This window comes from Belnapia mucosa (genome assembly GCF_016775475.1).
Lineage (GTDB): Bacteria > Pseudomonadota > Alphaproteobacteria > Acetobacterales > Acetobacteraceae > Belnapia > Belnapia mucosa.
In genome coordinates this window covers 66216-87266 of record NZ_JAEUXJ010000003.1, presented here as the reverse complement: position 1 = coordinate 87266, position 21051 = coordinate 66216, and the positions used below count along the sequence as shown (strand labels likewise).

At 71.0% G+C, this 21051-nt stretch carries 19 protein-coding genes; 6 read left to right on the top strand and 13 right to left on the bottom strand.

Translation table 11 applies throughout. From position 1 onward, the window contains the following. The first annotated feature begins 90 nt into the window (after positions 1 to 90). Positions 91 to 2169 carry a methyl-accepting chemotaxis protein gene (locus JMJ55_RS31555; protein ID WP_202825114.1) on the top strand — a complete coding sequence of 693 codons (2079 nt, stop codon included), beginning with the start codon at positions 91 to 93 and terminating at the stop codon, positions 2167 to 2169. A 57-nt stretch (positions 2170 to 2226) separates the two neighbouring features. Here the strand turns inward: JMJ55_RS31555 and JMJ55_RS08550 are convergent, their stop codons facing one another. From JMJ55_RS08550 to JMJ55_RS08495, 12 genes are all read right to left on the bottom strand, one after another. After that, a complete protein-coding gene (locus JMJ55_RS08550) occupies positions 2227 to 3249 on the bottom strand; it encodes a site-specific DNA-methyltransferase (protein WP_202825545.1) in 1023 nt (340 codons plus the stop codon). A 128-nt stretch (positions 3250 to 3377) separates the two neighbouring features. Then, the gene (locus tag JMJ55_RS08545; protein ID WP_202825113.1) at positions 3378 to 4001 is read right to left on the bottom strand and encodes a ribonuclease HII; all 624 of its coding nucleotides are present in this window, start codon (positions 3999 to 4001) and stop codon (positions 3378 to 3380) included. Next, entirely contained in the window at positions 4001 to 4399 is a 399-nt protein-coding gene (locus JMJ55_RS08540; RefSeq protein WP_202825112.1) for a cupin domain-containing protein, read from the bottom strand. Before JMJ55_RS08540 ends, JMJ55_RS08545 begins: the two co-directional genes overlap by 1 nt. Positions 4400 to 4459: 60 nt before the next feature. Beyond that, on the bottom strand, positions 4460 to 5347 hold the full coding sequence (locus JMJ55_RS08535; RefSeq protein ID WP_202825111.1) for a TauD/TfdA dioxygenase family protein: 888 nt from the start codon (positions 5345 to 5347) through the stop codon (positions 4460 to 4462). Positions 5348 to 5417: 70 nt separating this feature from the next. Further along, the gene (locus tag JMJ55_RS08530) at positions 5418 to 6737 is read right to left on the bottom strand and encodes an ABC transporter substrate-binding protein (protein WP_202825110.1); all 1320 of its coding nucleotides are present in this window, start codon (positions 6735 to 6737) and stop codon (positions 5418 to 5420) included. A gap of 112 nt (positions 6738 to 6849) precedes the next feature. After that, positions 6850 to 7059 (bottom strand): hypothetical protein, encoded by a 210-nt coding sequence (locus JMJ55_RS08525; protein WP_202825109.1) that lies wholly within the window; start codon positions 7057 to 7059, stop codon positions 6850 to 6852. Positions 7060 to 7112: 53 nt separating this feature from the next. After that, positions 7113 to 7886 (bottom strand): ABC transporter ATP-binding protein, encoded by a 774-nt coding sequence (locus tag JMJ55_RS08520; RefSeq protein ID WP_202825108.1) that lies wholly within the window; start codon positions 7884 to 7886, stop codon positions 7113 to 7115. A gap of 65 nt (positions 7887 to 7951) precedes the next feature. Further along, positions 7952 to 8740 (bottom strand): MlaE family ABC transporter permease, encoded by a 789-nt coding sequence (locus JMJ55_RS08515; RefSeq protein ID WP_202825107.1) that lies wholly within the window; start codon positions 8738 to 8740, stop codon positions 7952 to 7954. Continuing rightward, positions 8740 to 9810: an alanine racemase gene (alr, locus tag JMJ55_RS08510; protein ID WP_202825106.1), complete on the bottom strand. Its 1071-nt coding sequence runs from the start codon at positions 9808 to 9810 to the stop codon at positions 8740 to 8742. The genes JMJ55_RS08515 and alr overlap by 1 nt, the downstream gene beginning before the upstream one ends. Next, the gene (locus JMJ55_RS08505; RefSeq protein ID WP_236033535.1) at positions 9797 to 11323 is read right to left on the bottom strand and encodes a replicative DNA helicase; all 1527 of its coding nucleotides are present in this window, start codon (positions 11321 to 11323) and stop codon (positions 9797 to 9799) included. Before JMJ55_RS08505 ends, alr begins: the two co-directional genes overlap by 14 nt. A gap of 106 nt (positions 11324 to 11429) precedes the next feature. Beyond that, positions 11430 to 12668 carry an SAM-dependent methyltransferase gene (locus JMJ55_RS08500; protein ID WP_202825105.1) on the bottom strand — a complete coding sequence of 413 codons (1239 nt, stop codon included), beginning with the start codon at positions 12666 to 12668 and terminating at the stop codon, positions 11430 to 11432. Between the two features lie 81 nt (positions 12669 to 12749). After that, positions 12750 to 13889: an MFS transporter gene (locus tag JMJ55_RS08495; protein ID WP_202825104.1), complete on the bottom strand. Its 1140-nt coding sequence runs from the start codon at positions 13887 to 13889 to the stop codon at positions 12750 to 12752. Positions 13890 to 14059: 170 nt separating this feature from the next. Between JMJ55_RS08495 and JMJ55_RS08490 the strand changes: the two genes are divergently transcribed. From JMJ55_RS08490 to JMJ55_RS08470, 5 genes are all read left to right on the top strand, one after another. After that, positions 14060 to 16981, top strand: a complete 2922-nt coding sequence (locus JMJ55_RS08490; protein ID WP_236033534.1) for a helicase-related protein — start codon at positions 14060 to 14062, stop codon at positions 16979 to 16981. A gap of 3 nt (positions 16982 to 16984) precedes the next feature. Continuing rightward, on the top strand, positions 16985 to 17287 hold the full coding sequence (locus JMJ55_RS08485) for an RNA-binding S4 domain-containing protein (protein WP_202825103.1): 303 nt from the start codon (positions 16985 to 16987) through the stop codon (positions 17285 to 17287). Positions 17288 to 17360: 73 nt separating this feature from the next. Then, positions 17361 to 17693 (top strand): ferredoxin FdxA, encoded by a 333-nt coding sequence (gene fdxA, locus JMJ55_RS08480; RefSeq protein WP_202825102.1) that lies wholly within the window; start codon positions 17361 to 17363, stop codon positions 17691 to 17693. A gap of 284 nt (positions 17694 to 17977) precedes the next feature. After that, complete coding sequence (locus tag JMJ55_RS08475; RefSeq protein WP_236033532.1) at positions 17978 to 18925, top strand: CarD family transcriptional regulator; 948 nt, start codon at positions 17978 to 17980, stop codon at positions 18923 to 18925. Beyond that, entirely contained in the window at positions 18925 to 19866 is a 942-nt protein-coding gene (locus JMJ55_RS08470) for a ketopantoate reductase family protein (protein ID WP_202825101.1), read from the top strand. Before JMJ55_RS08475 ends, JMJ55_RS08470 begins: the two co-directional genes overlap by 1 nt. On the opposite strand, the gene JMJ55_RS08465 is transcribed toward JMJ55_RS08470, so the two are convergent. After that, positions 19846 to 21051 carry an MFS transporter gene (locus JMJ55_RS08465; protein WP_202825100.1) on the bottom strand — a complete coding sequence of 402 codons (1206 nt, stop codon included), beginning with the start codon at positions 21049 to 21051 and terminating at the stop codon, positions 19846 to 19848. The genes JMJ55_RS08470 and JMJ55_RS08465 overlap by 21 nt on opposite strands.

Sequence of the window (21051 nt, the reverse complement as noted above, 5' to 3'; positions counted from 1 at the left end):
GGCGCGTCAAGTCGCCCCGGCATAGACCGCATTGAGCCTTTCTCAACCTTCCTCGCCGTAAGCGAGGGGCGGGACGATTGGGATCAGGCCATGCGCATTGGAACGCTCTTTGGGGCCGCCATGGCGGCCATCGCGGCCGTCGGGATCGCAGTGGGCGGCAGCCTCGCCTTCGGGGAATGGCAGCGCGGTGCCGCGGCACGGCAGGCGGTGCGGCTGACCGAGGCTTCGGCAAGCCTGCTGCGGCTGGTCGAGACGCTGACGATCGAGCGCGGCAACTACACCATCCGCCTCGCCGTGCCGGCCGCCGCGGATGAGGCGACGCTCGCCCGGTTGCAGACCATCCAGCGGAACACCGATGCGGCGCTGGCCGCGGCAGTGACGGCGCTCGCCGCCGACCGCACCGGCAGCCTCGTCTCGCATCGCGCCGGCATCCAGGCCCTGGGCGGGGAGCTGGAGGCGCTGCGCGGGCCGGTGATGGCAGCGGTCCGGCAGCCTTTGGCGGAACGCGCCGGCAGCATCACCGCGCGTCCACCGCAGGCGATCACCGCCATGCTCGGCAAGGTCACCGCCGCCCTCGATGCCGGGCATCGCCACATGGCGGCGACGGCGCAGGAGCTGGATGGGCTGCTGCGCATCGCCCGCAGCGCCTGGGACCTGCGGGAGGCCGCGAGCCGGCGCATCGTGCCGCTCTCCACCGCCATCTCCTCCGGCCGGGCGCTGACGCCGGCCGATTTGGAGGCCATTGCCACAGCCGCCGGCGCGCTCGAAGGCGGCTGGCGCACCATCCGCGACATGGTCGGCATCGCCGCCACGCCGCGCCTGACCGATGCGGCGGCCGAGGTGCAGCGCCGCTTCTTCGAGGATGCCGATGCGAAATTCCGGGCCATGATCGCGGCCGGGCGGACCGGCAGCGCCTATCCGATGAGCCAGGCCGAATTCACCGCCTTCGCCACGCCCTCCATGCAGGAGTTGCTGCGGGTGCGCGATGCGGCCCTGGCCGAGGTGGTGGACCGGGCCGGGGAGGCGGCGGCGCAGGCGGAACACTGGTTCGCCGCGATCAGCCTGGCCGTGTTCGGCTTCGCCCTGATGCTGGGCGGCCTGACCTTGCTGCTCGCCCGGCGCGTGGTCACCCCGATGGTCGCGCTGACCGGCACCGTGCAGGCGCTGGCCCGTGGGGAGCTGGAGGTCGAGGTGCCGCACCAGGCCCGCCAGGACGAGATCGGCCAGATGGCTGCGGCGTTGGAGGTGCTGCGCGCCGGGGCGCAGGAAGCGGCCCGGCTTTCCGCCACCATCGCCGCCGAGCAGGCGGAGAAGATGGCCCGGGCGGACCGGCTGCAGGCCGAGGTGCGGCGCTTCGAGGCGGCGATGGAACAGGGTCTCGGCGCCTTCCGCACCGCTGCGGCGCCGCTGGAGGCGACGGCGGATGGGCTGGCGGCGGCGGCGGAGGCGGGGCGCAACCAGGCTGCCGCCATGTCCGGCGCCGCCGGCAGCGCCTCGGCCAATGTGCAGACCGTCGCTGCCTCGACCGAGGAACTGGCGGCGAGCATCGCCGATGTGGCGCGGCAGGTCGCCGCCAGCGCCCGCGTCGCCCGGCGGGCGGCGGAGGATGCGGCATCCACCAATGCCGCCGTCACCGGCCTCTCCGAAGCGGCGCAGCGGATCGGCGAGGTGGTGGGGCTGATCTCCTCCATCGCCGGCCAGACCAACCTGCTGGCCCTGAACGCCACCATCGAAGCGGCGCGCGCCGGCGAGGCGGGCAAGGGTTTTGCCGTGGTCGCCGGGGAGGTGAAGGCGCTCGCCGCCCAGACCGCCAAGGCGACCGAGCAGATCGGCGCCCAGATCTCTGCCATGCAGGCCGAGACCAACCGTGCGGTGGAGGCGATCCAGGGCATTGGCCGCACCATCGAGGAGCTGAACGGCATCTCCGCCCAGGTGGCCGCGGCGGCCGAGGAGCAGGCGGCGGCGACCCAGGAGATCGGCCGGGCGGTGGCCGAGGCGGCGGCCGGCACCGAGGAGGTAACGCGCCACACCGCCAGCGTGCTGGATGGTGCCGACCGCACCGGCGCCGCGACCGGGGAGCTGCGCCGTGCCTCGGACGGCCTCTCGCAGCAGGCGGAGGCGCTGCGAGGCACGGTGGACGGCTTCCTGGCGGCGATCCGCGCCGCCTAGATCTGGGCGAGCACATTACCCCGGCCGGTGAATCCACCCGGCCGGGGTTTGCTCTGATCAGCCGCCCAGCACCTCGCTGCGGATCTCGTCCAGCAGGCGGAGGCGGCCGCCCGGCAGTTCCAGGTGCCAGAAGGCCCAGCCATTGCAGCTCGGCGCTTCCTGCACCGCGGCGCCGACCTGGTGGATCGAGCCCTGGGCCCGGCCGCAGCGGATCGAGCCATCGGCGGTGACCGTCGCCTGCCAGCGCCGTGCCCGGTCCACCAGCAGGGAGCCGGCTGGGACCAGGCCGCGTTCGACCAGCGCGCCGAAGGGGATGCGGGGCTGCTCCCGCTTGCCGGCCATGGTCAGGGCGGCGGTTTCCGACAGGGGCTCGATGGCGTCGATCCGGGCCTGGGCCGCCTCGGCATAGGCCGGGTCGCGTTCGATCCCGACATAACGCCGGCCGAGCCGCCGGGCGACCGCGCCCGTGGTCCCGGTGCCGAGGAAGGGGTCGAGGATGATCTCCCCCGGATTGGTGCAGGAGAGGATGACCCGATGCAGCAGCGCCTCGGGCTTTTGGGTCGGATGCAGCTTGGCGCCCTTGCCGTCCCGCAACCGCTCCTGACCCGTGCAGAGGGGGATGAACCAGTCGCTCCGCATCTGGACGTCTTCGTTGAGCGACTTCATGGCGGCGTAATTGAAGCGGTAGCGGCTCTCCTCGCCGCGGGCGGCCCAGATCAGCGTCTCATGCGCATTGGTGAAGCGCCGGCCGCGGAAATTCGGCATCGGGTTCGCCTTGCGCCAGATGACGTCGTTCAGCACCCAGAAGCCGAGATCCTGCAGCGCGACGCCGAGGCGGAAGATGTTGTGGTAGCTGCCGATCACCCAGATCGTGCCGTCCTTGCGCAGCACGCGCCGCGCCTCGGCCAGCCAGGCGCGGGTGAAGGCGTCATAGGCGGGCAGGCTGTCAAACCGGTCCCAGGCATCGTCCACGCCATCGACCAGGCTGTCATCCGGCCGGCGCAGGTCGCCCCTGAGCTGCAGGTTGTACGGCGGATCAGCGAAGATCGCATGCACCGAGGCCGGTGGCAGGCGCTGCATCTGTTCGATGCAGTCCCCGACCAGGATCTGGTCGAGGGTCAAATCAAGCCCGGTCCCCAAGGCAGCCCCCACAACCCTTCCCGCATCGAATCGGCGCGGGACCACAATCGCCGGCCGGACTCCCCGGGTCAACCGAAGCGAAGCGCTGCCTGATCGACCGGCGCGAATCCCCGCCGGTGATGCGGCGAAGGCCCATGTTCCGCCAGCGCCGCCCGGTGCCGGGCGGTGGGATAGCCGGCATGGCGGGCGAAGCCATAGGCCGGCCAGCGCGGGTCGAGCCGCGCCATGGCCCGGTCGCGCATCACCTTGGCGAGAATCGAGGCCGCGGCGATCGAGAGGCTCTGCCCATCCCCGCCGACCACGCAGCGGACCGGGCAGGGCAGGGGCGGCGGCTGGTTGCCATCGACCAGGGCGAGGGCCGGCGGCGCCGCCAACCGGGCCACGGCGCGGGCCATGGCAAGATGGGTGGCGCGCAGGATGTTGATCCGCCCGATCTCCTCGGCCGAGGCGGCGGCGATGGCGCAATCCGCCTCGCCGCGCCGGGCGGCTTCCAGCAAGGCGATGAAGGCGGCCTCCCGCGCGGCGGCGGTCAGGCGCTTGCTGTCATCGAGGAGATCGGCGAGCGCCGGCGGGACGCCGGCCGGGAAGACCACGGCCGCCGCCAGCACCGGCCCGGCCAGCGGGCCGCGCCCGGCCTCATCCACGCCGGCAACGCGGCCGCCGGCCTCCGATTCCAGCAGGAAGTGGGGCATCAGGCCGGGGAGGCCAGGGGCTTGTCCTTCTCGACGATATAGGTCGCCGCGAGCTTCGAGGTCGCCGGGCCGTTCTTCCCGCCATGCGGGACGCCGGGCGGCACCTGGAAGCCCTCGCCGGCCTTGTAGGTCCGGGCCGGCTGGCCCTGTACCTCGAGCATCACCTCGCCCTCCATCACCACCGAGGACTCGACACCCGGATGGGTATGGCGGGCGATGACGGCATTCGGGGCGAGTTCCACCGTCATCAGGATGGAGACCTTGCCATCGCCCGGATAATCGATGGTGCCGATCATGGTGCGCGTCACGCCGCCGGCCGGCTGGGCCTGCGCCCCTGTTGCTACCAGCCCGACCGCCGCGCAGAGGGCGCAGCCCATGAAACCCCGACGAGAGCGCATCCGTCCGTTCCTTCCCCAAGCGCACGAATCCTACCGGATCGGGCCGCCCGGGGCCAAGCCTCAGGCGGCCATCTGCTGGTCCAGAGTCGGCGCCACATCCGTCAGCGTCACTCGCCGCATGTCGCGCGGATAGGTATGGTCCTCATAGGGCCGGGCCCGGTGCATGGTGCTGCGGTTGTCCCAGACCACCAGGTCCCACTGGCGCCAGTGATGGCTGTAGACGAAGTGCCGCTGCGTCGCGAATTCGGCCAGCTGGCGGATCAGCGCCATCGCCTCCGGCACCGGCCAGCCCTGGATGCGGCCGATATGGGAGGAGAGGTAGATCGAGTGCCGCTGCGAGCCCGGATGCCAGCGCACCAGCCGCTGCGGCACCGGGGCGAAGTCCCGCCGCTCCTGCTCGGTATAGTCGGTGAAGCCGAGCTGGCCACGGGAGAAGATCAGGCTGTGCTCCGTGACCATGTCGCGGATCTTCGCCTGCATCTTCGCCGGCAGCGCGTCCCAGGCGGCGCGCATATCGGCGAATTCGGTCTCGCCCCCCTCGGGCGGGATCATCCGCGCATGCAGCATGGAATACTTGGCTGGGGTCGCCTTGAAGCTGCTGTCGCTGTGCCAGAGCTGGTTGCCCAGGTTGAACATCCGCCGCCGGTCATCGGCGCCGAGCAGCTTTCCGTTGAGGTCGATATTCGAGATATCGGCCATCTGCTGATGCTTCAGCCGCTGCTTGTGGACATCGACGACGCCCCGGGTCTGCTCCAGCGGGCCGAGCGCCTCGCCGAAGGCCATCTGCTGGTCGTCGTCCAGATGCTGGTCGCGGAAGACGAGGACGGCGTAACGGTCCATCGCCCGGTGGATCTCGGCGCAGAGCGCCGAGTCCGGGGTCTGCCGCAGGTCGATCCCCGAGGCCTCGGCGGCGAAGAGCGGATGGAGCGGCGTGAACTGCAAGGTCATGGCAGATCCTCCCGGCCCGCATGGTAGGCAGCGGGCGGCGGCCCAGGCAAGCCGCCGCCCCGCTCCCGTTCTAGCTCCGGTAGTGCCGCTTCGCCCGCCGCTCCGCCTCCCGCGCCGCCGCTTCCGGCGTCGCCTGGCCGGCGGCGACGGAGGCGCACATCTGGATCAGCACGTAATCCGCCGCGACTGCGCCGGAAGCGAGGCTGATCGGCCCGCGATAGCCGCTCCAGAAGGGCGTGTTCATCGTATCGGCGAAGACGGTGAGCTTCGGGTCGGAGGACCAGACGCTGCTCTGCCGGTAGGCATTCAGCGGGTGCGCCCAGTAGCCGAGGCAGCCGACGAGCCAGGGATCGTATTGCTCCGCCTCCATCATGAAGGTGAGGAAGGCCTTGGCCGCATTCGGGTAGCGGGTGTGCCTGAAGACCATGGCATTCATCACCGTCGTCGAATGCGGCGGCGCGGCGGCGAGGCCCTTCGGCAGCGGCGCGTGGTCCATATCCTCGGCGATCGCCCGCGTGTTCGGGTCGTTCTTGACGCTGAAATAGAGCGAGACGCCATTCGCCGTCAGCCAGATATCCTGCGAGGAGAAGGCGCGGTTGTTGGAGATATCCGCCCAGGACAGCGTGCCGTTGACGAAGGTCGGGTAAAGCTCCTTCAGGTAGTTGAGGGCGGCGACGGTCTCGCGGCTGTTGATGCTGACCTTCCCCTCCTCATCGACCAGGCTGGCGCCATGCGACCAGAGCAGCCATTGCGCGAAGCCGTTGCCGTCGCCGACCGCATTGCCCAGCGCGAAGCCCGGCGGCTTGTTGGCCCGCCGCAGCGCCTGGCAGAGCTTGAGGAAGCCGGCATGGTCCTCCGGGATGCTGGTGAACCCGGCCTCCTTCACCGCCGAGATGCGGTAATTGATCGGCCCGATATTCCCGCCGATCGGCAGGCCGAGCCAGGTCTGCGACCGGTCCTTCTTGCCGAATTTCTCGCCGAGGAAGGTCCAGCCGCCATAGCGCTGACCGAGATACTCCGCGATGTCGGAGACCTCGACGAGCTTGTCGGCATAGACATGCGGATCGTCGCCCCAGCCGATGACGACATCCGGCCCGCTGCCGGTATTGGCGACGACCGCGGTCTGCGGCCGGATATCCTCCCAGCCGACGAAATCGACCCGGACGGGGATGTTGAACTTGTCCTGGAAGGCCTGGGTGTTGCGGCGGAAGATCACCTCATCCGGCTCGACGAAGCGGGAGGGGCGGATGATGCGGAGGCTTGCCCCCTGTTCCGGCGGCAGGCGTGGCGGCGCGACATCGCGCCGGGGAATGGCGGATTGCCCGAAGGCCGGGCCGGCCAGCGCCGCGGCACCGAGGGCGAGCGTCGCCCTGCGGGTCAGATCGTGCATGTTTTGTTCCTCCCAAGCGTAGCCTTGGCCGCAGCGACGCCTGGGGCGCCGCCCAGCATGGGGAGGATGCGCCGTAACGAGTGCGGAAAGCGAGGAAAAGCGGCGGCGAGCCTCAGCCTGGCTGATCGACGAAGCCGCGATAGACGCTCAGGATCGTGTCATCGACCAGCAGGCCACGGTCGAGGAAGCGGTGCAGCACCTTGGCATCCACCTTCCGGCCGCTGGATTTCATCCGCGCGGCGAGGTCGTGGATGCTGAGGCCATGCTGGGCGACATAGGCCTGCAGGTCGGTCTTCACCTGCTCGCGCTCGGTGGGTGTCATTGGTTGGTGTCCTCCCTTATGGGAGGAGTGAACGCCCGGCATGGCGCGCGTGTCTAGCGCCGCAGCTCCATCTGGATCGGACCATCCCGTTCGCCATTGGCGAACTGGTCCACCATCGCATTCCCGCTATGGCCGAGGCTGGCCGCCGGGCCGGTCCAGACGATCCGGCCCTTGTAGATCATCGCCGCCGTTTCGCCGATCCGCCGGGCGCTCGCCATGTCATGGGTGATGGAGACGGCCGTCGCGCCCAGCCGCTGCACGCAATCGACGATCAGCCCGTCGATCACCGCGCCCATGATCGGGTCGAGCCCCGTGGTCGGCTCGTCGAAGAAGATGATGTCGGGCTGCGCCGCGATGGCGCGGGCGAGCGCCACGCGCTTCTGCATGCCGCCCGAGAGCTCGGCGGGCGAGAGGTCGCCGACGGTGGCTGCCAGCCCCACCTGGGCCAGCACCTCCACCGCCCGGTCGCGCGCCTTGGCGCGGGTGATGCGGTTCTGCGCCAGCAGCTTGAAGCAGACATTCTCCCAGACCGGCAGGCTGTCGAAGAGCGCGCCGTTCTGGAACAGCATGCCGATACGGTCGCCGAGCGCCTCGCGCTCCCGCCGCGGCAGTTTCAGCACGTTCACGCCGTCGATCTCGATCACGCCCTCATCGGGTTCGATCAGGCCGAGGATGCATTTGATGGTGACCGACTTGCCGGAACCGGAGCCGCCCAGGATCACCATGCCCTGGCCCGCCGCCACGTCGAGATCGACGCCGTCCAGCACCTGCTTGCCGCCGAAGGCCTTCCGCACCCCGCGCATGCGGATCTTGGGTGTGGTGGCCATGGCGGTCCGGTTCAGACCTCCGGTGCTCGGCTCCGCCTGCGCCCTGCGGTCATCGGATCCGGGGCTCATTGCGCGAAGAAGATCTCGGTCAGCACGTAGTCGAGCGCGAGGATCAGGATGGAGGAGGCCACCACCGCCGAGGTCGTCGCCCCGCCCACGCCCTGTGCGCCGCCGCGGCTGTTATAGCCGCACCAGGTGCCCATCAGCGCGATGACGAAGCCGAAGACCGCTGCCTTCACCAGGCCGGAGACCACGTCATCCGTTTCGAGATAGTCGAAGGTGGATTTCAGATAGGCGGCCGAGACGAAGCCGAGCTTCAGCGTGCCGATCAGCCATCCACCCATGACGCCGAGCACATCCGCCACCAGCACCAGCAGCGGCAAGGCAATCGTCGCCGCCAGCAGCCTTGGCGCCACCAGGTATTTCATCGGATTGGTCGAGAGCGTGGTCAGCGCATCGATCTGGTCGGTGACGCGCATGGTGCCGATCTCGGCGGCGAAGCTGGCACCGATCCGCCCGGCCACCATCAGCGCCGCCAGCACCGGCCCCAATTCGCGCACCAGGGAGATGACGACGACGCTGGCGATGGCGCTCTGCGCATTGAAGCGGGCGAAGCCGGTATAGCTCTGCAGGGCGAGGACCATGCCGGTGAAGACCGCGGTCAGCGCCACCACCGGCAGGGAGAACCAGGCGACCTCGAGGAAGGCGCGGGCGAAGAGCCGCCCATAAAAGGGCGGCCGGACCAGATGGCTCACCGCCTCCAGCGCGAAGAGCGCGATGCCCCCGACCGTACGGCAGGCGCCGAGCGTCGCGCGGCCGATGGCCGCCAGTGGATCGAGCAATATGGCGGCCATCAGGCGCCGCGGTACTCGCGCCGGTAGCGGGCGCCAAGCGAGGTGAGGATCTCGTAGCCGATGGTGCCGGCCGCGGTGGCGAGGTCGTCCGGCGTCAGGCCCGGCCCGATCAGGCCGATCCGGTCGCCCGGCGCCGGGGGCGGCACATCCGTCACGTCGAAGGTGATGAGATCCATGGATACCCGGCCAACCAGGGGCACGGGCCGACCGGCGAGGATGCCGGTGGCCCGCCCCGAGAGGGCGCGAAGGTAGCCATCCGCATATCCCGCGGCAACCGTGGCAATCCGGGAGGGGCGGGGGGCGGTCCAACTCGCCCCGTAGCCGACCGGCGTCCCGGCCGCGATCTCCCGGACCTGGAGGATCGGCGCCTCCAGGCCCACGGCCTGGCGCATCGGGTTGGGCCGGCCGGGGGTGGGGTTGATGCCATAGAGAGCGCAGCCGGGCCGGCCGAGATCGCTGGCGAAGTCCGGGCCGAGGAAGAGGCCGGAGGAATTGGCGAAGCTGCGCGGCGCCGGCGGCAGGCGGGCGCAGGCGGCGGCGAAGCGGCGGGCCTGGTCGGCGTTCAGCGGATGCTCCGGTGCATCGGCGCAGGCGAGATGCGTCATCACATAACGGAGGTCGAGCCCGGCCAGCAGCCCGTGATCCTCCGCCACCCGCTCCAGTTCGCCCGCATCGAGGCCGAGCCGCGCCATGCCGGTATCGACATGCAGGATGGCCGGCAGCGCCCGCTCCGCCGCCCGCGCCGCCGCCGTCCAGGCCGCGACATCGGGCAGGCCGTTCAGCACCGGGACAAGGCCGGCCCCGTCATCGGCCCCAGGCGGGAAGCCGTTCAGCACCGCGATCATCGGCCCGGCACCGATCGCCGCCCGCAGCGCCACGCCCTCGGACAGATGGGCCACGAAGAAATGCCGGCAGCCGGCCGCGAGCAGGGCACGCCCCACCGGCGCCGTACCCAGGCCATAGCCATCCGCCTTCACCACCCCGGCGACCGGTCCGGCCGCCGCGAGCTGCCGCCAATTGGCGGCGATGGCCCCTAAATCGACGGTGAGGACCGCCTCAATACCCGTCATGGCCGATATGCGCCTGGTCCAGGTCGCCGAAGCGGGTGAACTCCGCCTCGAAGAAGAGCGGGATGGTCCCGGTCGGGCCGTGGCGCTGCTTGGAGATGATGAGGTCGGCGCGGTTGTGGACCGCTTCCATGCGCTGCTGCCACTGGTTCAGCGCCTCCTGGAACTTGTCCTCGCCCTCGAACCCCACCTGCTTCGGCGCCCGCTGCGCCTCGTAATATTCGTCGCGGTAGACGAACATCACCATGTCGGCGTCCTGCTCGATCGAGCCCGACTCGCGGAGATCGCTCAGCTGCGGCCGCTTGTCCTCGCGCTGCTCGACCGCGCGGGAGAGCTGGGAGAGCGCGATGACCGGCACCGACAGCTCCTTGGCGATGGCCTTGAGCCCCTGGGTGATCATGGAGATTTCCAGCACCCGGCTTTCCGGCCGCGTCCCCGCCGCCGGCCGCATCAGCTGGAGGTAGTCGACCACCACCAGCTCCAGCCCCCGGGTGCGCTTCAACCGCCGGCAGCGGGTGCGGAGCGCCGAGATGGTGATGGCCGGGGTGTCGTCGATGACCAGCGGCAGGGTCGCCAGCTCCCGGCTCACCTCGACGAAGCGGTCGAAATCGCGCTGGGAGATGTCGCCGCGGCGGATCTTGTCGCCCGAGATGCGCGATGCCTCGGACAGCAGGCGGGTGGCGAGCTGGTCGGCGCTCATTTCCAGGGAGAAGATGGCGACCGCGCCGCGGGGCTGCACGCCCTCGCCCTTCTCCTGCGCCTCCTTCACCAGGGCCTGGGCGGCGCCGAAGGCGATCTTGGTGGCGAGCGCCGTCTTGCCCATGCCCGGCCGCCCGGCGAGGATCAGCAGGTCCGAGCCATGCAGCCCGCCGGTCTTGGCATCGAGGTCGCGCAGGCCGGAGGAGAGGCCGGAGACGCCGCCAGGGGTCGAGAAGGCCCGCTCGGCGGCCAGCACCGCATCGGTCAGCGCCCGTTCAAAGGTGACGAAGCCGCCCTCCGAGCCGCCATCCTTGGCGAGGTCGAAGAGCCGCTGCTCCGCGGCCTCGAGCTGCGCCTTGGCGTCCAGCTCCGGCTCGGCGCCGAAGGCGCGGTTCACCACCTCCTCGCCCACATCGACCAGCTGCCGGCGCAGCCAGGCATCATGGATCATCCGGCCATATTCGCCGGCATTGATGATGCCGATCATGGCCGAGAGCAGCTGGGCCAGATAGGCCGGCCCGCCCACCTCATCCAGCAGGCCGGAATGCTCGAATTCCGGCCGCAGGGTCACGACATCGGCGAGTTGCCCGGCCTCGATCCGGCGCTGGATGGCCCGGAAGATCCGCCCATGCACGGCATCGGCGAAATGCTCCGGGGCGAGGAATTCGGAAACCCGTTCATAGGCCTTGTTGTTGGCCAGCAAGGCGCCGAGCAGCGCCTGTTCCGCCTGCAGATTCGAGGGCGGCACCCGCTGCGACATTCCGAGCAGTCCGGCCTCGAGGCCGGCGAAGGGGGCGGGCTGGTCCATGGTGTTCATGACGCCAGCATAGCCCAGTCGGGTGGCTGTGGATCATGGGGATGGCTGTGGATAACGGGGGCAACCCGTCCGTCTCCCTTCCCCGTGGCCCGCCCGACACGGAGGATCAGGCCGAAACCCGCCCCCCGGCCGCCGCCCGTTCCGCATCCAGCATGTAGTCCCGCGACATCGGCAGGGCATCGACGCTGGGCGAGAGCTGGAGCTGCCAATTCATGTGGTCCGAGCGGCGGAAGGACAGCTCCGCCCCCGCCAGGTAGAATTCGAACATCCGGCAGAAGCGCTCGTCATAGAGCGAGAGGATGGCATCCCGGTTGGCGGCGAATCGGCGCCGCCAGTGCTTCAGCGTCTCGGCATAGTGCAGGCGCAGGATCTCGATATCCGTGACCCAGAGGCCGGAGGCCTCGACCGCCGGCAGCACCTCGGACAGGGCGGGGGAATAGCCGCCGGGGAAGATGTATTTCGTCAGCCAGGGATTGGTCGCCCCTGGCCCGGCCGCGCGGCCAATCGCATGGATCAGCGCCACCCCATCCGGCTTCAGCAGCCCCCGCAGGGTGCGGAAGAAGCTGCGGTAATGGTCGATCCCCACATGCTCGAACATGCCGACCGAGACCACCCGGTCCACCGGCCGCCCGAGGAATTGCGGCAGCGCCCGGTAGTCCAGCAGCTCGAACCGCACCCGGTCGGCGAGGCCGGCTTCCTCGGCCCGGCTCCGGGCGACGCCCAGCTGCTCCTCGCTCAGGGTGATGCCGGTGACGCGCGCGCCCCAGTCCCGCGCCAGGGTCAGCGCCATGCCGCCCCAGCCGCAGCCGATATCGACCACTTCCAGCCCCGGCTCGGTCAGCCGCAGCTTGGCGGCGATGTGCCGCTTCTTGGCCGTCTGGGCCTCGTCCAGCGTTTCCTGTCCGGTCGGGAAATAGCCGCAGGAATACTGCCGATCCCGGTCGAGGAAGAGGGCATAGAGCCGCCCGTTCAGGTCGTAGTGATGCGCCACGTTGCGCCGCGCCCGCCCGGCCGGGTTGAGCTGGTCGATCCGCCGCCGCAGCCGCCGCAGCTGGTAGTTCAGCGTCTCCATCGGATGCGGCGCGCCGGCCCAGAGATTTCCCGCCATAAGGTCCAGCAGCTCGAAGATCGAGCAGTCCAGCGGCTCCACCTCGCCATCCATATAGAGCTCGCCGAGGGCGAGGCCGGGATTGAGCACCATGCGCCGCTCGGCCCGCGGGGTGCGGAGCCAGAGGCCGGCCATCGGAGCCTCTCCCGTGCCATAGACGCGGATGCGCCCCGAGGGGTAGCGGACCGTCAGGCTTCCGGTCCGGATCATGCGGGTCAGGATGGTGTGCAACAGCATGGGATGCCGCACTCCGTCATCAGCCGATCAAGGGCTTAGTCTGTGCCCGCTTGGCCCGGGCGTCCAGCGGTAGGGGCCCGTTCAGCCCCTCCGCCGGCGGAGAGCCCGCCGCAAATTCCCGGCAATCGGCAGTGCGATGGCGCACAATGCGGCCATCGCCCAGAAGCCCTCCCCGCCGAAGCGGGCATAGAGCGGGCCGCAGCCATAGGTCAGCAGCCCCATCGCCAGCCCGACCCCGAGCGAGGAATGCAGGGTCTGCGCCGTCGCCGCCTGGCCGGGCGGCAGGCTGCCCAGCACCCGCATGGCGCCGAGATGCATCGCCCCGAAGGTCAGCGCATGCAGCAGCTGCACGACGACCAGCGCCGGCAGCCAGCTCGTCATCGCCGTCACGCTCCAGCGCACCACCCCGGCCAGGGCCGCGAGCCCCGCCAGCCCCGCCGGGCCGAGGCGTTCCACCAGCGGCCGGCCCCAGAGGAAGAGCGCCACCTCCACCACCACGCCCTCGCCCCAGAGCAGGCCGATGACGCCGGAGGAAAGCCCGGCCGCCTGCCAGTGCAGCGTGGCGAACCCATAGTAGAGGGCATGGCTGCCCTGGATCAGCGCCGAAAGCGGCAGCAGCCAGCGGAAGGCCGGGTCGCGGAAGGGCGCCCGGAAGCCGCCCCGCCCGGCGGCCGGTGCCTCCAGCCGCGGCACCCCGCGCGCCGCCAGCGCCGTCAGCAGGAAGAACAGGGAGGCCAGCCAGACCACCACCGGCGCCCCGGCCCATTGCACGGCGAAGCCCGCCAGCACCGCGGCGGCGATGTAGCTGGCCGAGCCCGCCGAGCGCGCCCGCCCGTAATCGAAGCCAAGCTGCCGCGCCCCGCCGAGGCAGAGCGCATCCGAGAGCGGCACCACCGGCGCGCTCACCAGCGCATGCAGCATGGCCACCGCGACCAGCGCCCCGAAGCCCGGCGCCCAGGCGAAGCCGGTGATGGTGCAGGCCGCCAGCCCCGAGGCCAGGACCAGGATGCTCCGTGCATCCCCCCAGCCATCGGCCCCGCGCCCCACCGCCGGGGCCGCCAGCAGCCGCACCGCGGAGCCGAGGGCGAGGATGGTGGCGATCTCGCCCGGCGTCAGCCCATGTCCGGCCAGCACCGCCGGGATGAAGGGCACCAGCACGCCGACCGTGGCGAATTGCGCCGCATAGACCAGGGCGAAGCGGCTTTGTACGGCGAGGGGCATGGCGGGCGACTAGAGCAAACCCCGGAAGGATGGAACATCCGGGAGGGGTAATTTGCTCGCCCGACAAAACCCAGACCGGCTTCCGCGAGCCTGGCCGAGCGGAAGCCGGTCTGGCGCATCCTGCGCCCGAGGTTGCAATCCGTCGCCATCCGGCCCAGGAATGGCGCCGCATGCCGGACACCCATACCCCTATGTTCGAAGCCCGGGTTCGCGCGGTGCTTGGCCCGACCAACACCGGCAAGACCCATTTGGCGATCACCCGCCTGCTGGCGCACAGCAGCGGCATCATCGGCTTCCCGCTGCGCCTGCTGGCGCGCGAGAATTACGACCGCATGGTCGCCGCCAAGGGGGAGCGATACGTCGCGCTCATCACCGGCGAGGAGAAGATCGTCCCGCCCGAGGCGAAATGGTTCGCCTGTACGGTGGAAGCCATGCCGCTCGACCGGCGCGTGGAATTCCTCGCCGTCGACGAGATCCAGCTCTGCGCCGATCCGGATCGCGGCCATGTCTTCACCGACCGGCTGCTGAATGCCCGCGGCATGGTCGAGACCATGTTCCTCGGCGCCGAGACCATCCGGCCGCTGCTTCAGCGCCTGGTCCCGCAAGCCGAGATCGAGACCCGGCCGCGCCTCTCGCAGCTGACCCATTCCGGGCCGCAGAAGCTGACCCGCCTGCCGCCGCGCAGCGCCGTCGTCGCCTTCTCCGCCGGCGAGGTCTATGCGATCGCCGAGGCCATCCGCCGCCGCCGTGGCGGCTGCGCCGTGGTGATGGGGCGGCTCAGCCCGCGCACCCGCAATGCCCAGGTGGCGCTCTATCAGAACCGCGAGGTGGATTTCCTGGTGGCGACGGATGCCATCGGGATGGGACTCAACATGGATGTGGACCATGTGGCCTTCGCCTCCTTGCAGAAATTCGACGGCCACAAGCCCCGCCAGCTGACGGCGCAGGAGGCGGCGCAGATCGCCGGCCGCGCCGGCCGCGGCATGCGCGACGGCACCTTCGGCGTGACGGGCGAATGCCCGCCGCTGCCGGACGAGATCGTCCACAAGATCGAGACCCATAATTTCGAGCCCTTGCAGACCCTGGCCTGGCGCAACAGCGACCTCGACTTCAGCAATGTCGATGCGCTGCTCGACAGCCTCGCCATGCCCGCGCCGCAGCCCGGCCTCGCCAAGGGCAATGACGCAACGGACCACATCACCCTCTCCATGCTGGCGCGGGAGGAGGAGGTGCGGGCCCTGGCCTCCAGCCGGGCCCGGGTGCAGCTCCTCTGGGAAGCCTGCCAGATCCCCGATTTCCGCAAGCTCTCGGACGACAGCCACGCCGCGCTCTGCAGCCGCGTCTTCCGCCACTTGGCCGAGGATGGCGTGCTGCCCGAGGATTGGGCGCTCGGCCAGATCGCGCAGTGCAGCAGCATCGAGGGCGATCTCGATACGCTGATGGCGCGCCTCGCCAGCATCCGGGTCTGGTCCTATGTCGCCGCCCGCGCCGACTGGCTGAAGGATGCTGCGACGCTCCAGACCGAGGCCCGCAAGGCCGAGGATGCGGTCAGCGACGCGCTGCATGAGCGGCTGACGGCGCGCTTCGTCGATCGCCGCGCCGCGCATCTGATCCGCCGCCTCGACGATACCGAGGAAGAGCTGCTCTCCGCGGTGACGCGCCAGGGCGAGGTGGTGGTCGAGGGCCATCCCGTCGGCAAGGTCGAGGGCTTCCTCTTCCACCCCGAGGCCGAGGCGGAGACCGAGGAGCAGAAGAAGCTCATCCTCCGCGCCGCCCGCCGGGCGCTGAAGGAGGAGATGCCGCGCCGCGTCGCCGCCCTCGAAGTGGCGAAGGACGATGCCTTCGCCCTGACGCCGACGCATCGCATCACCTGGAACAACGGCGCCGGCACCGCCGAGGTCGCCCGGCTCCGCCCGGGCTCCGAGCCCTCCAAGCCGCAGGTCGATCCGCTGCCGAGCGAATTCCTCGACGGCGCCCAGCGTGAGCGCGTCCGCGCCCGGCTGGCGAAATTCGTGGAAGGCCTGATCGCCAAGGAGCTCGGCATCCTCGCCGCCATCGAGGCCAAGGCCGAGGCGGAGGGCGCGCTGCGCGGCCCAGCCTTCCTGCTGCGGGAACAGCTCGGCATCGCCCTCGGCGGCACCGAGGGGAATATCAATCCCGATCTGCGGCAGAAGCTGAAGGCGATCGGCGTCCGCGCCGGCCGCTTTGCCCTCTTCGTGCCGGAGGCGCTGAAGCCCCGCGCCATGGCGCTGCGCGCCCAGCTCTGGGCCATGTCGCGCAATATCGACACGCCCTCCCTGCCGGCGCCAGGCCTCGTGGCCCTGCACCGGCCGGAGCCGGAGGCGACCACCACCGTGCCCTGGGCCGACTGGCCGCCGGGCTTCGCCGCGACCATCGGCTGGATCGAGGCGGGCCCCGTCCTGCTGCGCCTCGATGTCGCGGAGCGGATCGCGGCCGAGCTGGGCTACCTGACGCGCCGGGCCCCGGCACCGCCGCCGCCCGATCTCGCCAGCCGGCTCGGGGTGAAGGCGGATACGCTCGGCGTGACGCTGACCGCGCTCGGCTTCCGCCTGCTGGAGCCGGTGCCGCTGGAGGAGGGCCAGTATGGCCCGCCGACGCCGCTGCGCGTGGCGCAGCCGCGGCCGCAGCACCACCATCCGCGCGGCGACCGCCGGCCCCAAGGGCAGGGGCAAGCCCAGGGGCAACCGCAAGGCCAGCGCGATCGCCGGCCGCAGCAGGCCCGGCCGCAGCCACCCGCCCTGCCGGAGGGGATGTTCGGGCCGCCGGTGCCGGCCGAGTTGCTGCGCGAGGCCCGTGGCCCGCGGCCGCAGCATCAGGGGCGACCGCAGCACCAGGGCAAGGGCCCGCCGCAGCAGCATCGTGGCCCGCGTCCCGAGGGCCAGCGGCCGGAAGGGCAGCGCCCGCAAGGTCCGCGGCATGAGGGCCAGCGCCATGGCCAGCCGCGCCATGATGGGCCCCGCCATGACGGACCGCCGCGCGGCCCGCGCTCGCCGCAGCCGCCGCGCAAGCCCGAGCCGCGGATCAATCCCGACTCGCCCTTCGCCATCCTGGCCACGCTCAAGCTGCGGTAAGCCGTGGCCGAGACCGAGGACCAGGACTGGCAGCGGCTCGATAAATGGCTCTGGTGCGCGCGGGTGGCCAAGACCCGCGCCGCCTGCTCCCGGATCGTCGAGACCGGCGGGGTCCGGGTGAACCGCCAGCCGACCGACAAGCCGCATTACAAGCTCCGCCCCGGCGATGTGCTGACCTTCGCCCTCGGCAGCGCCGAGCGGGGGGTGGTGCGGGTCTGGCGCGTGCTGGCTCTCGCGGACCGGCGCGGCCCGGCCAGCGAGGCGCAGCAGCTATTCGAAGACATCTCAGCAGGGTCCACAGGCTAGCTTCTGGACAGCGGGCCCGTGGCGGTCCATGTCTCGCCCCTGCCGTTCAGCCTGGCTCCGGGGACTGCCTGCCGTGACCTATGTCGTCATCGAAAATTGCATCAAGTGCAAGTTCATGGATTGCGTGGAGGTCTGTCCGGTCGACTGCTTCTATGTCGGCGAGAACATGCTGGTGATCCATCCGGACGAGTGCATCGACTGCGGCGTCTGCGAGCCGGAATGCCCGGCCGAGGCGATCGTCCCAGACAGCGACGACCGTGCCGCGCCCTATGCCGAGCTCAACCGCACCTATGCGGCGGAATGGCCGAACATCACCCGCAAGGGGGAGCCGCCGGCCGATGCCGATGAGTGGAAGGACAAGCCCGGCAAGCGGGAGATGTTCAGCCCCAGCCCCGGCAAGCCCTGAGCCAAGGCCGGCCGTCTCGAAATTGGGACAGTCCTGCCCTCTCGGGACGAGCAGGTGACACATCCCAAAAATAATGCTATTGGTTACAGTGTGATGGCATGGACGGCCCGCGAGGACGGACCGAGGCTCGCGGGTGCCCGTTCCGGGCCCGCATGCAAAGCCTTGGCGCCTTGAGAGAACCGGACCTGTCCTGAGCCGATGACATGTCCTGGCCCTGGCCAGCCGAGCGCGCCCCCCTTCGGTGCTCGGCTTGCAGGGCCAGCGACGCAGGAGATGACGCCGGTATGAAGCCACCCGCTCGCGCCAAGTCCCCGGGCCCGCAGCCCGCGCCGGGACGCAAGGCCGCCAGCCCGGCCACCCCGAAGCCGCGTGCCGTCGCGGCTGCCCTGGCGAAAGCCCCCGCCAAGGTCGCGGCGGCCGAAGCGCCGGCCGCCAAGCCCGCGGCGAAACCGGTGGCCAAGCCGGCCGCGGCCAAGCCCGCCCCGATGAAGGTCGAGGCCGCGAAGCCCGCGGCGCCCAAGACCGAAGCCCCCAAGCAGGAAGCCGCCAAGCCGGCACCGCCGCCCAAACCGCCGGCCGCGAAGCCCGGCCTCGCCGAGGCCCAGGCCGCCGCGCCCGTGCCGCCACCCATGCCCGTCCTCACCAAGGTTGAGCCCTCGCTCAGCAGCCCCGCCCCGCCAGTCGGCCCGCCCCTGGCGCGGCGCGACACCCATCCCTCCATCCCTCCCAGGCAGCCTTCGAAACCCGTGGAATTCAAAGCCGGCGACCATGTCGTCTATCCGACCCATGGGGTCGGCACCGTCCAGGGCATCGAGTCCATGTCCGCCGCCGGCCTCACCCTCCAGGTCATCGTCGTCACCTTCGACGAGAACCGGATGACGCTGCGCGTGCCCGTCAACAAGGCCGCCTCCTCGGGCCTGCGCAAGCTCGCGGCGCCGGATTCGATGAAGGAGGCGTTGGACACGCTGAAGGGCCGCGCCCGCATCAAGCGCACCATGTGGTCCCGCCGCGCCCAGGAATACGAGGCAAAGATCAATAGCGGCGACCCGGTCGCCATCGCGGAAGTGGTGCGCGACCTGCACCGCAATGCCGGCCAGCCCGACCAGTCCTTCTCCGAACGGCAGATCTACGAGCAGGCGATGGACCGCCTCGCCGCCGAGCTCGCCGCCATCGACCGCACCGACAAGGCCGCGGCGACGACCAAGCTGCTGGACCATCTGAAGGCCGGCTGATGCGCATCCTCTGCCTCGGCGCCGGCGCCCTCGGCGGCTATTTCGGTGGCCGCCTGGCCCAGGCCGGGGCGGAGGTCGCCTTCCTCGTCCGCCCCCGCCGGCAGGCTCAGCTGGCGGCGGAGGGCCTCGTCATCGAGAGCCCCTTCGGCAATGCCCGCCTCTCCGTCCGCACGCTGCTCGCGGCGGAGCCGGGCTTCGACCTCGTCCTCCTCACCTGCAAGGCCTATGACCTCGATGCCGCCATCGAGGCCATCCGCCCCGCCATGGGCCCCGGCACGGCAGTGCTGCCCGTGCTCAACGGCCTCGCGCATATCGACCGCCTGTGCCGGGAATTCGGCGAGGGCCAGGTCCTCGGCGGCCTGGCCAAGATCCAGGCGACGCTGACCCCGGCCGGGGTGGTCCGCCAGCTGAACGACTGGCGCTGGCTGACCTTCGGGGAGCTGGATGGCAGCCTCTCGCCCCGCGCCCAGGCCCTGGCCACGCTCGCTTCCGGCGCCGAGGGCATGGTCGCCGAGGCGGTGCCCGACATCATGGCGCGGATGTGGGAGAAGCTGGTCCATCTCGGCACCAGCGCCCTCGGCACCGTGCTGATGCGCGCCAATACCGGCGAGATCGCCCGCGCCCCTGGCGGCGTCGCCCTGATGCACCGCATCCTCGACCGAAACGCCGCCATCGCCGCCGCCAACGGCCATCCGGTCCGCCCCGGCTTCATCGCGGACTACCAGCGCCTCTTCGCCGATCCGGCCGGCACCTATGCGGCCTCCATGCTCCGCGACCTCGAGGCCGGCGGGCGGATCGAGGCGGATCATATCCTCGGCTTCCTGCTCGATGCGGCGAAGGCGGCCGGCATCCCGCATGAGTTGCACGAGGCCGGCTATATCCACGCCAAGGCCTACGAACAGCGGCGCGAGGCCGGGCGCCTACCGGCGCTTCAGGCGTAGCGCCAGGGCGAGGATCGCCACCGCCGCCACGGCCATCGCCGGCGCCGGGCCGACACCCGCCATCGCCAGCCCCACCAGCACCGGCCCCAGCGACTGGCCGGTAAAGAAGTGGAAGGCATGCAGCGCGACGGCCGAACCGCGCGCTTCCGGCGCCAGCTCGGTCACCCGGGTCTGGATGCTGTTGTGGATCATGTAGAAGCCGGTCCCGAGCGCCAGCCCGGAGGCGATGAAGACCACGACCGAGGGCGCCAGGCCGAAGCCCAGCAGCGCCAGCGCCGCCAGCCCGCCCCCCAGCACCACCATCCGCCCCTGGCCGAGCCGCGCCAGCAGCGGCCGCGCCACCATGGCATAGACCACCCCGCCCAGGCCGAAGGCGGCGACCGTCATCCCCGCCTCGGCGGTCGCGCCGAATTCCCCGGTGAAGCCCCGGCTTTCCAGCATCGGCGCGAAATAGGGGAAGGTGCCGAAGATCAGCACCCCCTCGATCGCCACCGCCGCATAGAGCAGCCGCGCCTGCGGCAGGGCGAGGATGGCGCGGTAGCGCCGGATGGCCCGCACCGGGTCGAACCGGCCACGCGGCTCCGGCACCCGGCTCAGCGGGATGGTCAGCATGACCACGGCCGCGGCGGCGGCGAGTCCGGCGCAGACCAGCATCAGCCCGCGCCAGCCGATCAGCGGCCCGAGCGCCCCGGCCAGTGCCCCGCCCGCGATCTGGCCGACGATGGAGAAGACCAGCAACCGGCTCAGCGCCACCTGCCGCCCCTGGATCGGCACCGCATCGCCGACCGCCGCCAGGGTCAGCGGCATGATCCCGCCCGCCGCCGCTCCGGCCAGCGCCCGCAGCGCCAGCAGCACGCCAAGGCTCGGCGCCAGCGGCGCGAGGAGGCAGAACAGGGTCAGGCAGCAGAGCCCCGCCTGGATCACCCGCCGCTTGCCCACCGCATCGCCGATCGGGCCGAGGATCGGCTGGATCAGCGCGAAGGGCAGGGCATAGGCGCTGGCGAGCAGCGCCGCCTCCCGCACCGGGGCGGTGAATTCCCCGGCGATGGTGGTGACGAAGGGGTCCAGCACCCGCCCGCCGAAGGCCCCGGCGAAGCAGGAAATGCCGAGCAGCAGGATCAGCCGCCGCACATCGGTGACGGGTTCGGCTGGCGGAGGGGGCGGCGTGATCGGATCGAAGGCCAT

Excerpts from the sequence above, each read along its gene's own strand:
- JMJ55_RS08535 (WP_202825111.1), bottom strand. The coding sequence starts at position 5,347 with ATGACCTTGCAGTTCACGCCGCTCCATCCGCTCTTCGCCGCCGAGGCC.
- JMJ55_RS08465 (WP_202825100.1), bottom strand. The coding sequence starts at position 21,051 with ATGGCCTTCGATCCGATCACGCCGCCCCCTCCGCCAGCCGAACCCGTC.
- JMJ55_RS08475 (WP_236033532.1), top strand. The coding sequence starts at position 17,978 with ATGAAGCCACCCGCTCGCGCCAAGTCCCCGGGCCCGCAGCCCGCGCCG.
- JMJ55_RS08495 (WP_202825104.1), bottom strand. The coding sequence starts at position 13,889 with ATGCCCCTCGCCGTACAAAGCCGCTTCGCCCTGGTCTATGCGGCGCAA.
- JMJ55_RS08515 (WP_202825107.1), bottom strand. The coding sequence starts at position 8,740 with ATGGCCGCCATATTGCTCGATCCACTGGCGGCCATCGGCCGCGCGACG.
- JMJ55_RS08525 (WP_202825109.1), bottom strand. The coding sequence starts at position 7,059 with ATGACACCCACCGAGCGCGAGCAGGTGAAGACCGACCTGCAGGCCTAT.
- alr (WP_202825106.1), bottom strand. The coding sequence starts at position 9,810 with ATGACGGGTATTGAGGCGGTCCTCACCGTCGATTTAGGGGCCATCGCC.
- JMJ55_RS08550 (WP_202825545.1), bottom strand. The coding sequence starts at position 3,249 with ATGCAGCGCCTGCCACCGGCCTCGGTGCATGCGATCTTCGCTGATCCG.
- JMJ55_RS08470 (WP_202825101.1), top strand. The coding sequence starts at position 18,925 with ATGCGCATCCTCTGCCTCGGCGCCGGCGCCCTCGGCGGCTATTTCGGT.
- JMJ55_RS08505 (WP_236033535.1), bottom strand. The coding sequence starts at position 11,323 with ATGAACACCATGGACCAGCCCGCCCCCTTCGCCGGCCTCGAGGCCGGA.
- JMJ55_RS08540 (WP_202825112.1), bottom strand. The coding sequence starts at position 4,399 with ATGCGCTCTCGTCGGGGTTTCATGGGCTGCGCCCTCTGCGCGGCGGTC.
- JMJ55_RS08490 (WP_236033534.1), top strand. The coding sequence starts at position 14,060 with ATGCCGGACACCCATACCCCTATGTTCGAAGCCCGGGTTCGCGCGGTG.
- JMJ55_RS08530 (WP_202825110.1), bottom strand. The coding sequence starts at position 6,737 with ATGCACGATCTGACCCGCAGGGCGACGCTCGCCCTCGGTGCCGCGGCG.
- JMJ55_RS08500 (WP_202825105.1), bottom strand. The coding sequence starts at position 12,668 with ATGCTGTTGCACACCATCCTGACCCGCATGATCCGGACCGGAAGCCTG.
- JMJ55_RS31555 (WP_202825114.1), top strand. The coding sequence starts at position 91 with ATGCGCATTGGAACGCTCTTTGGGGCCGCCATGGCGGCCATCGCGGCC.
- JMJ55_RS08520 (WP_202825108.1), bottom strand. The coding sequence starts at position 7,886 with ATGGCCACCACACCCAAGATCCGCATGCGCGGGGTGCGGAAGGCCTTC.
- JMJ55_RS08545 (WP_202825113.1), bottom strand. The coding sequence starts at position 4,001 with ATGCCCCACTTCCTGCTGGAATCGGAGGCCGGCGGCCGCGTTGCCGGC.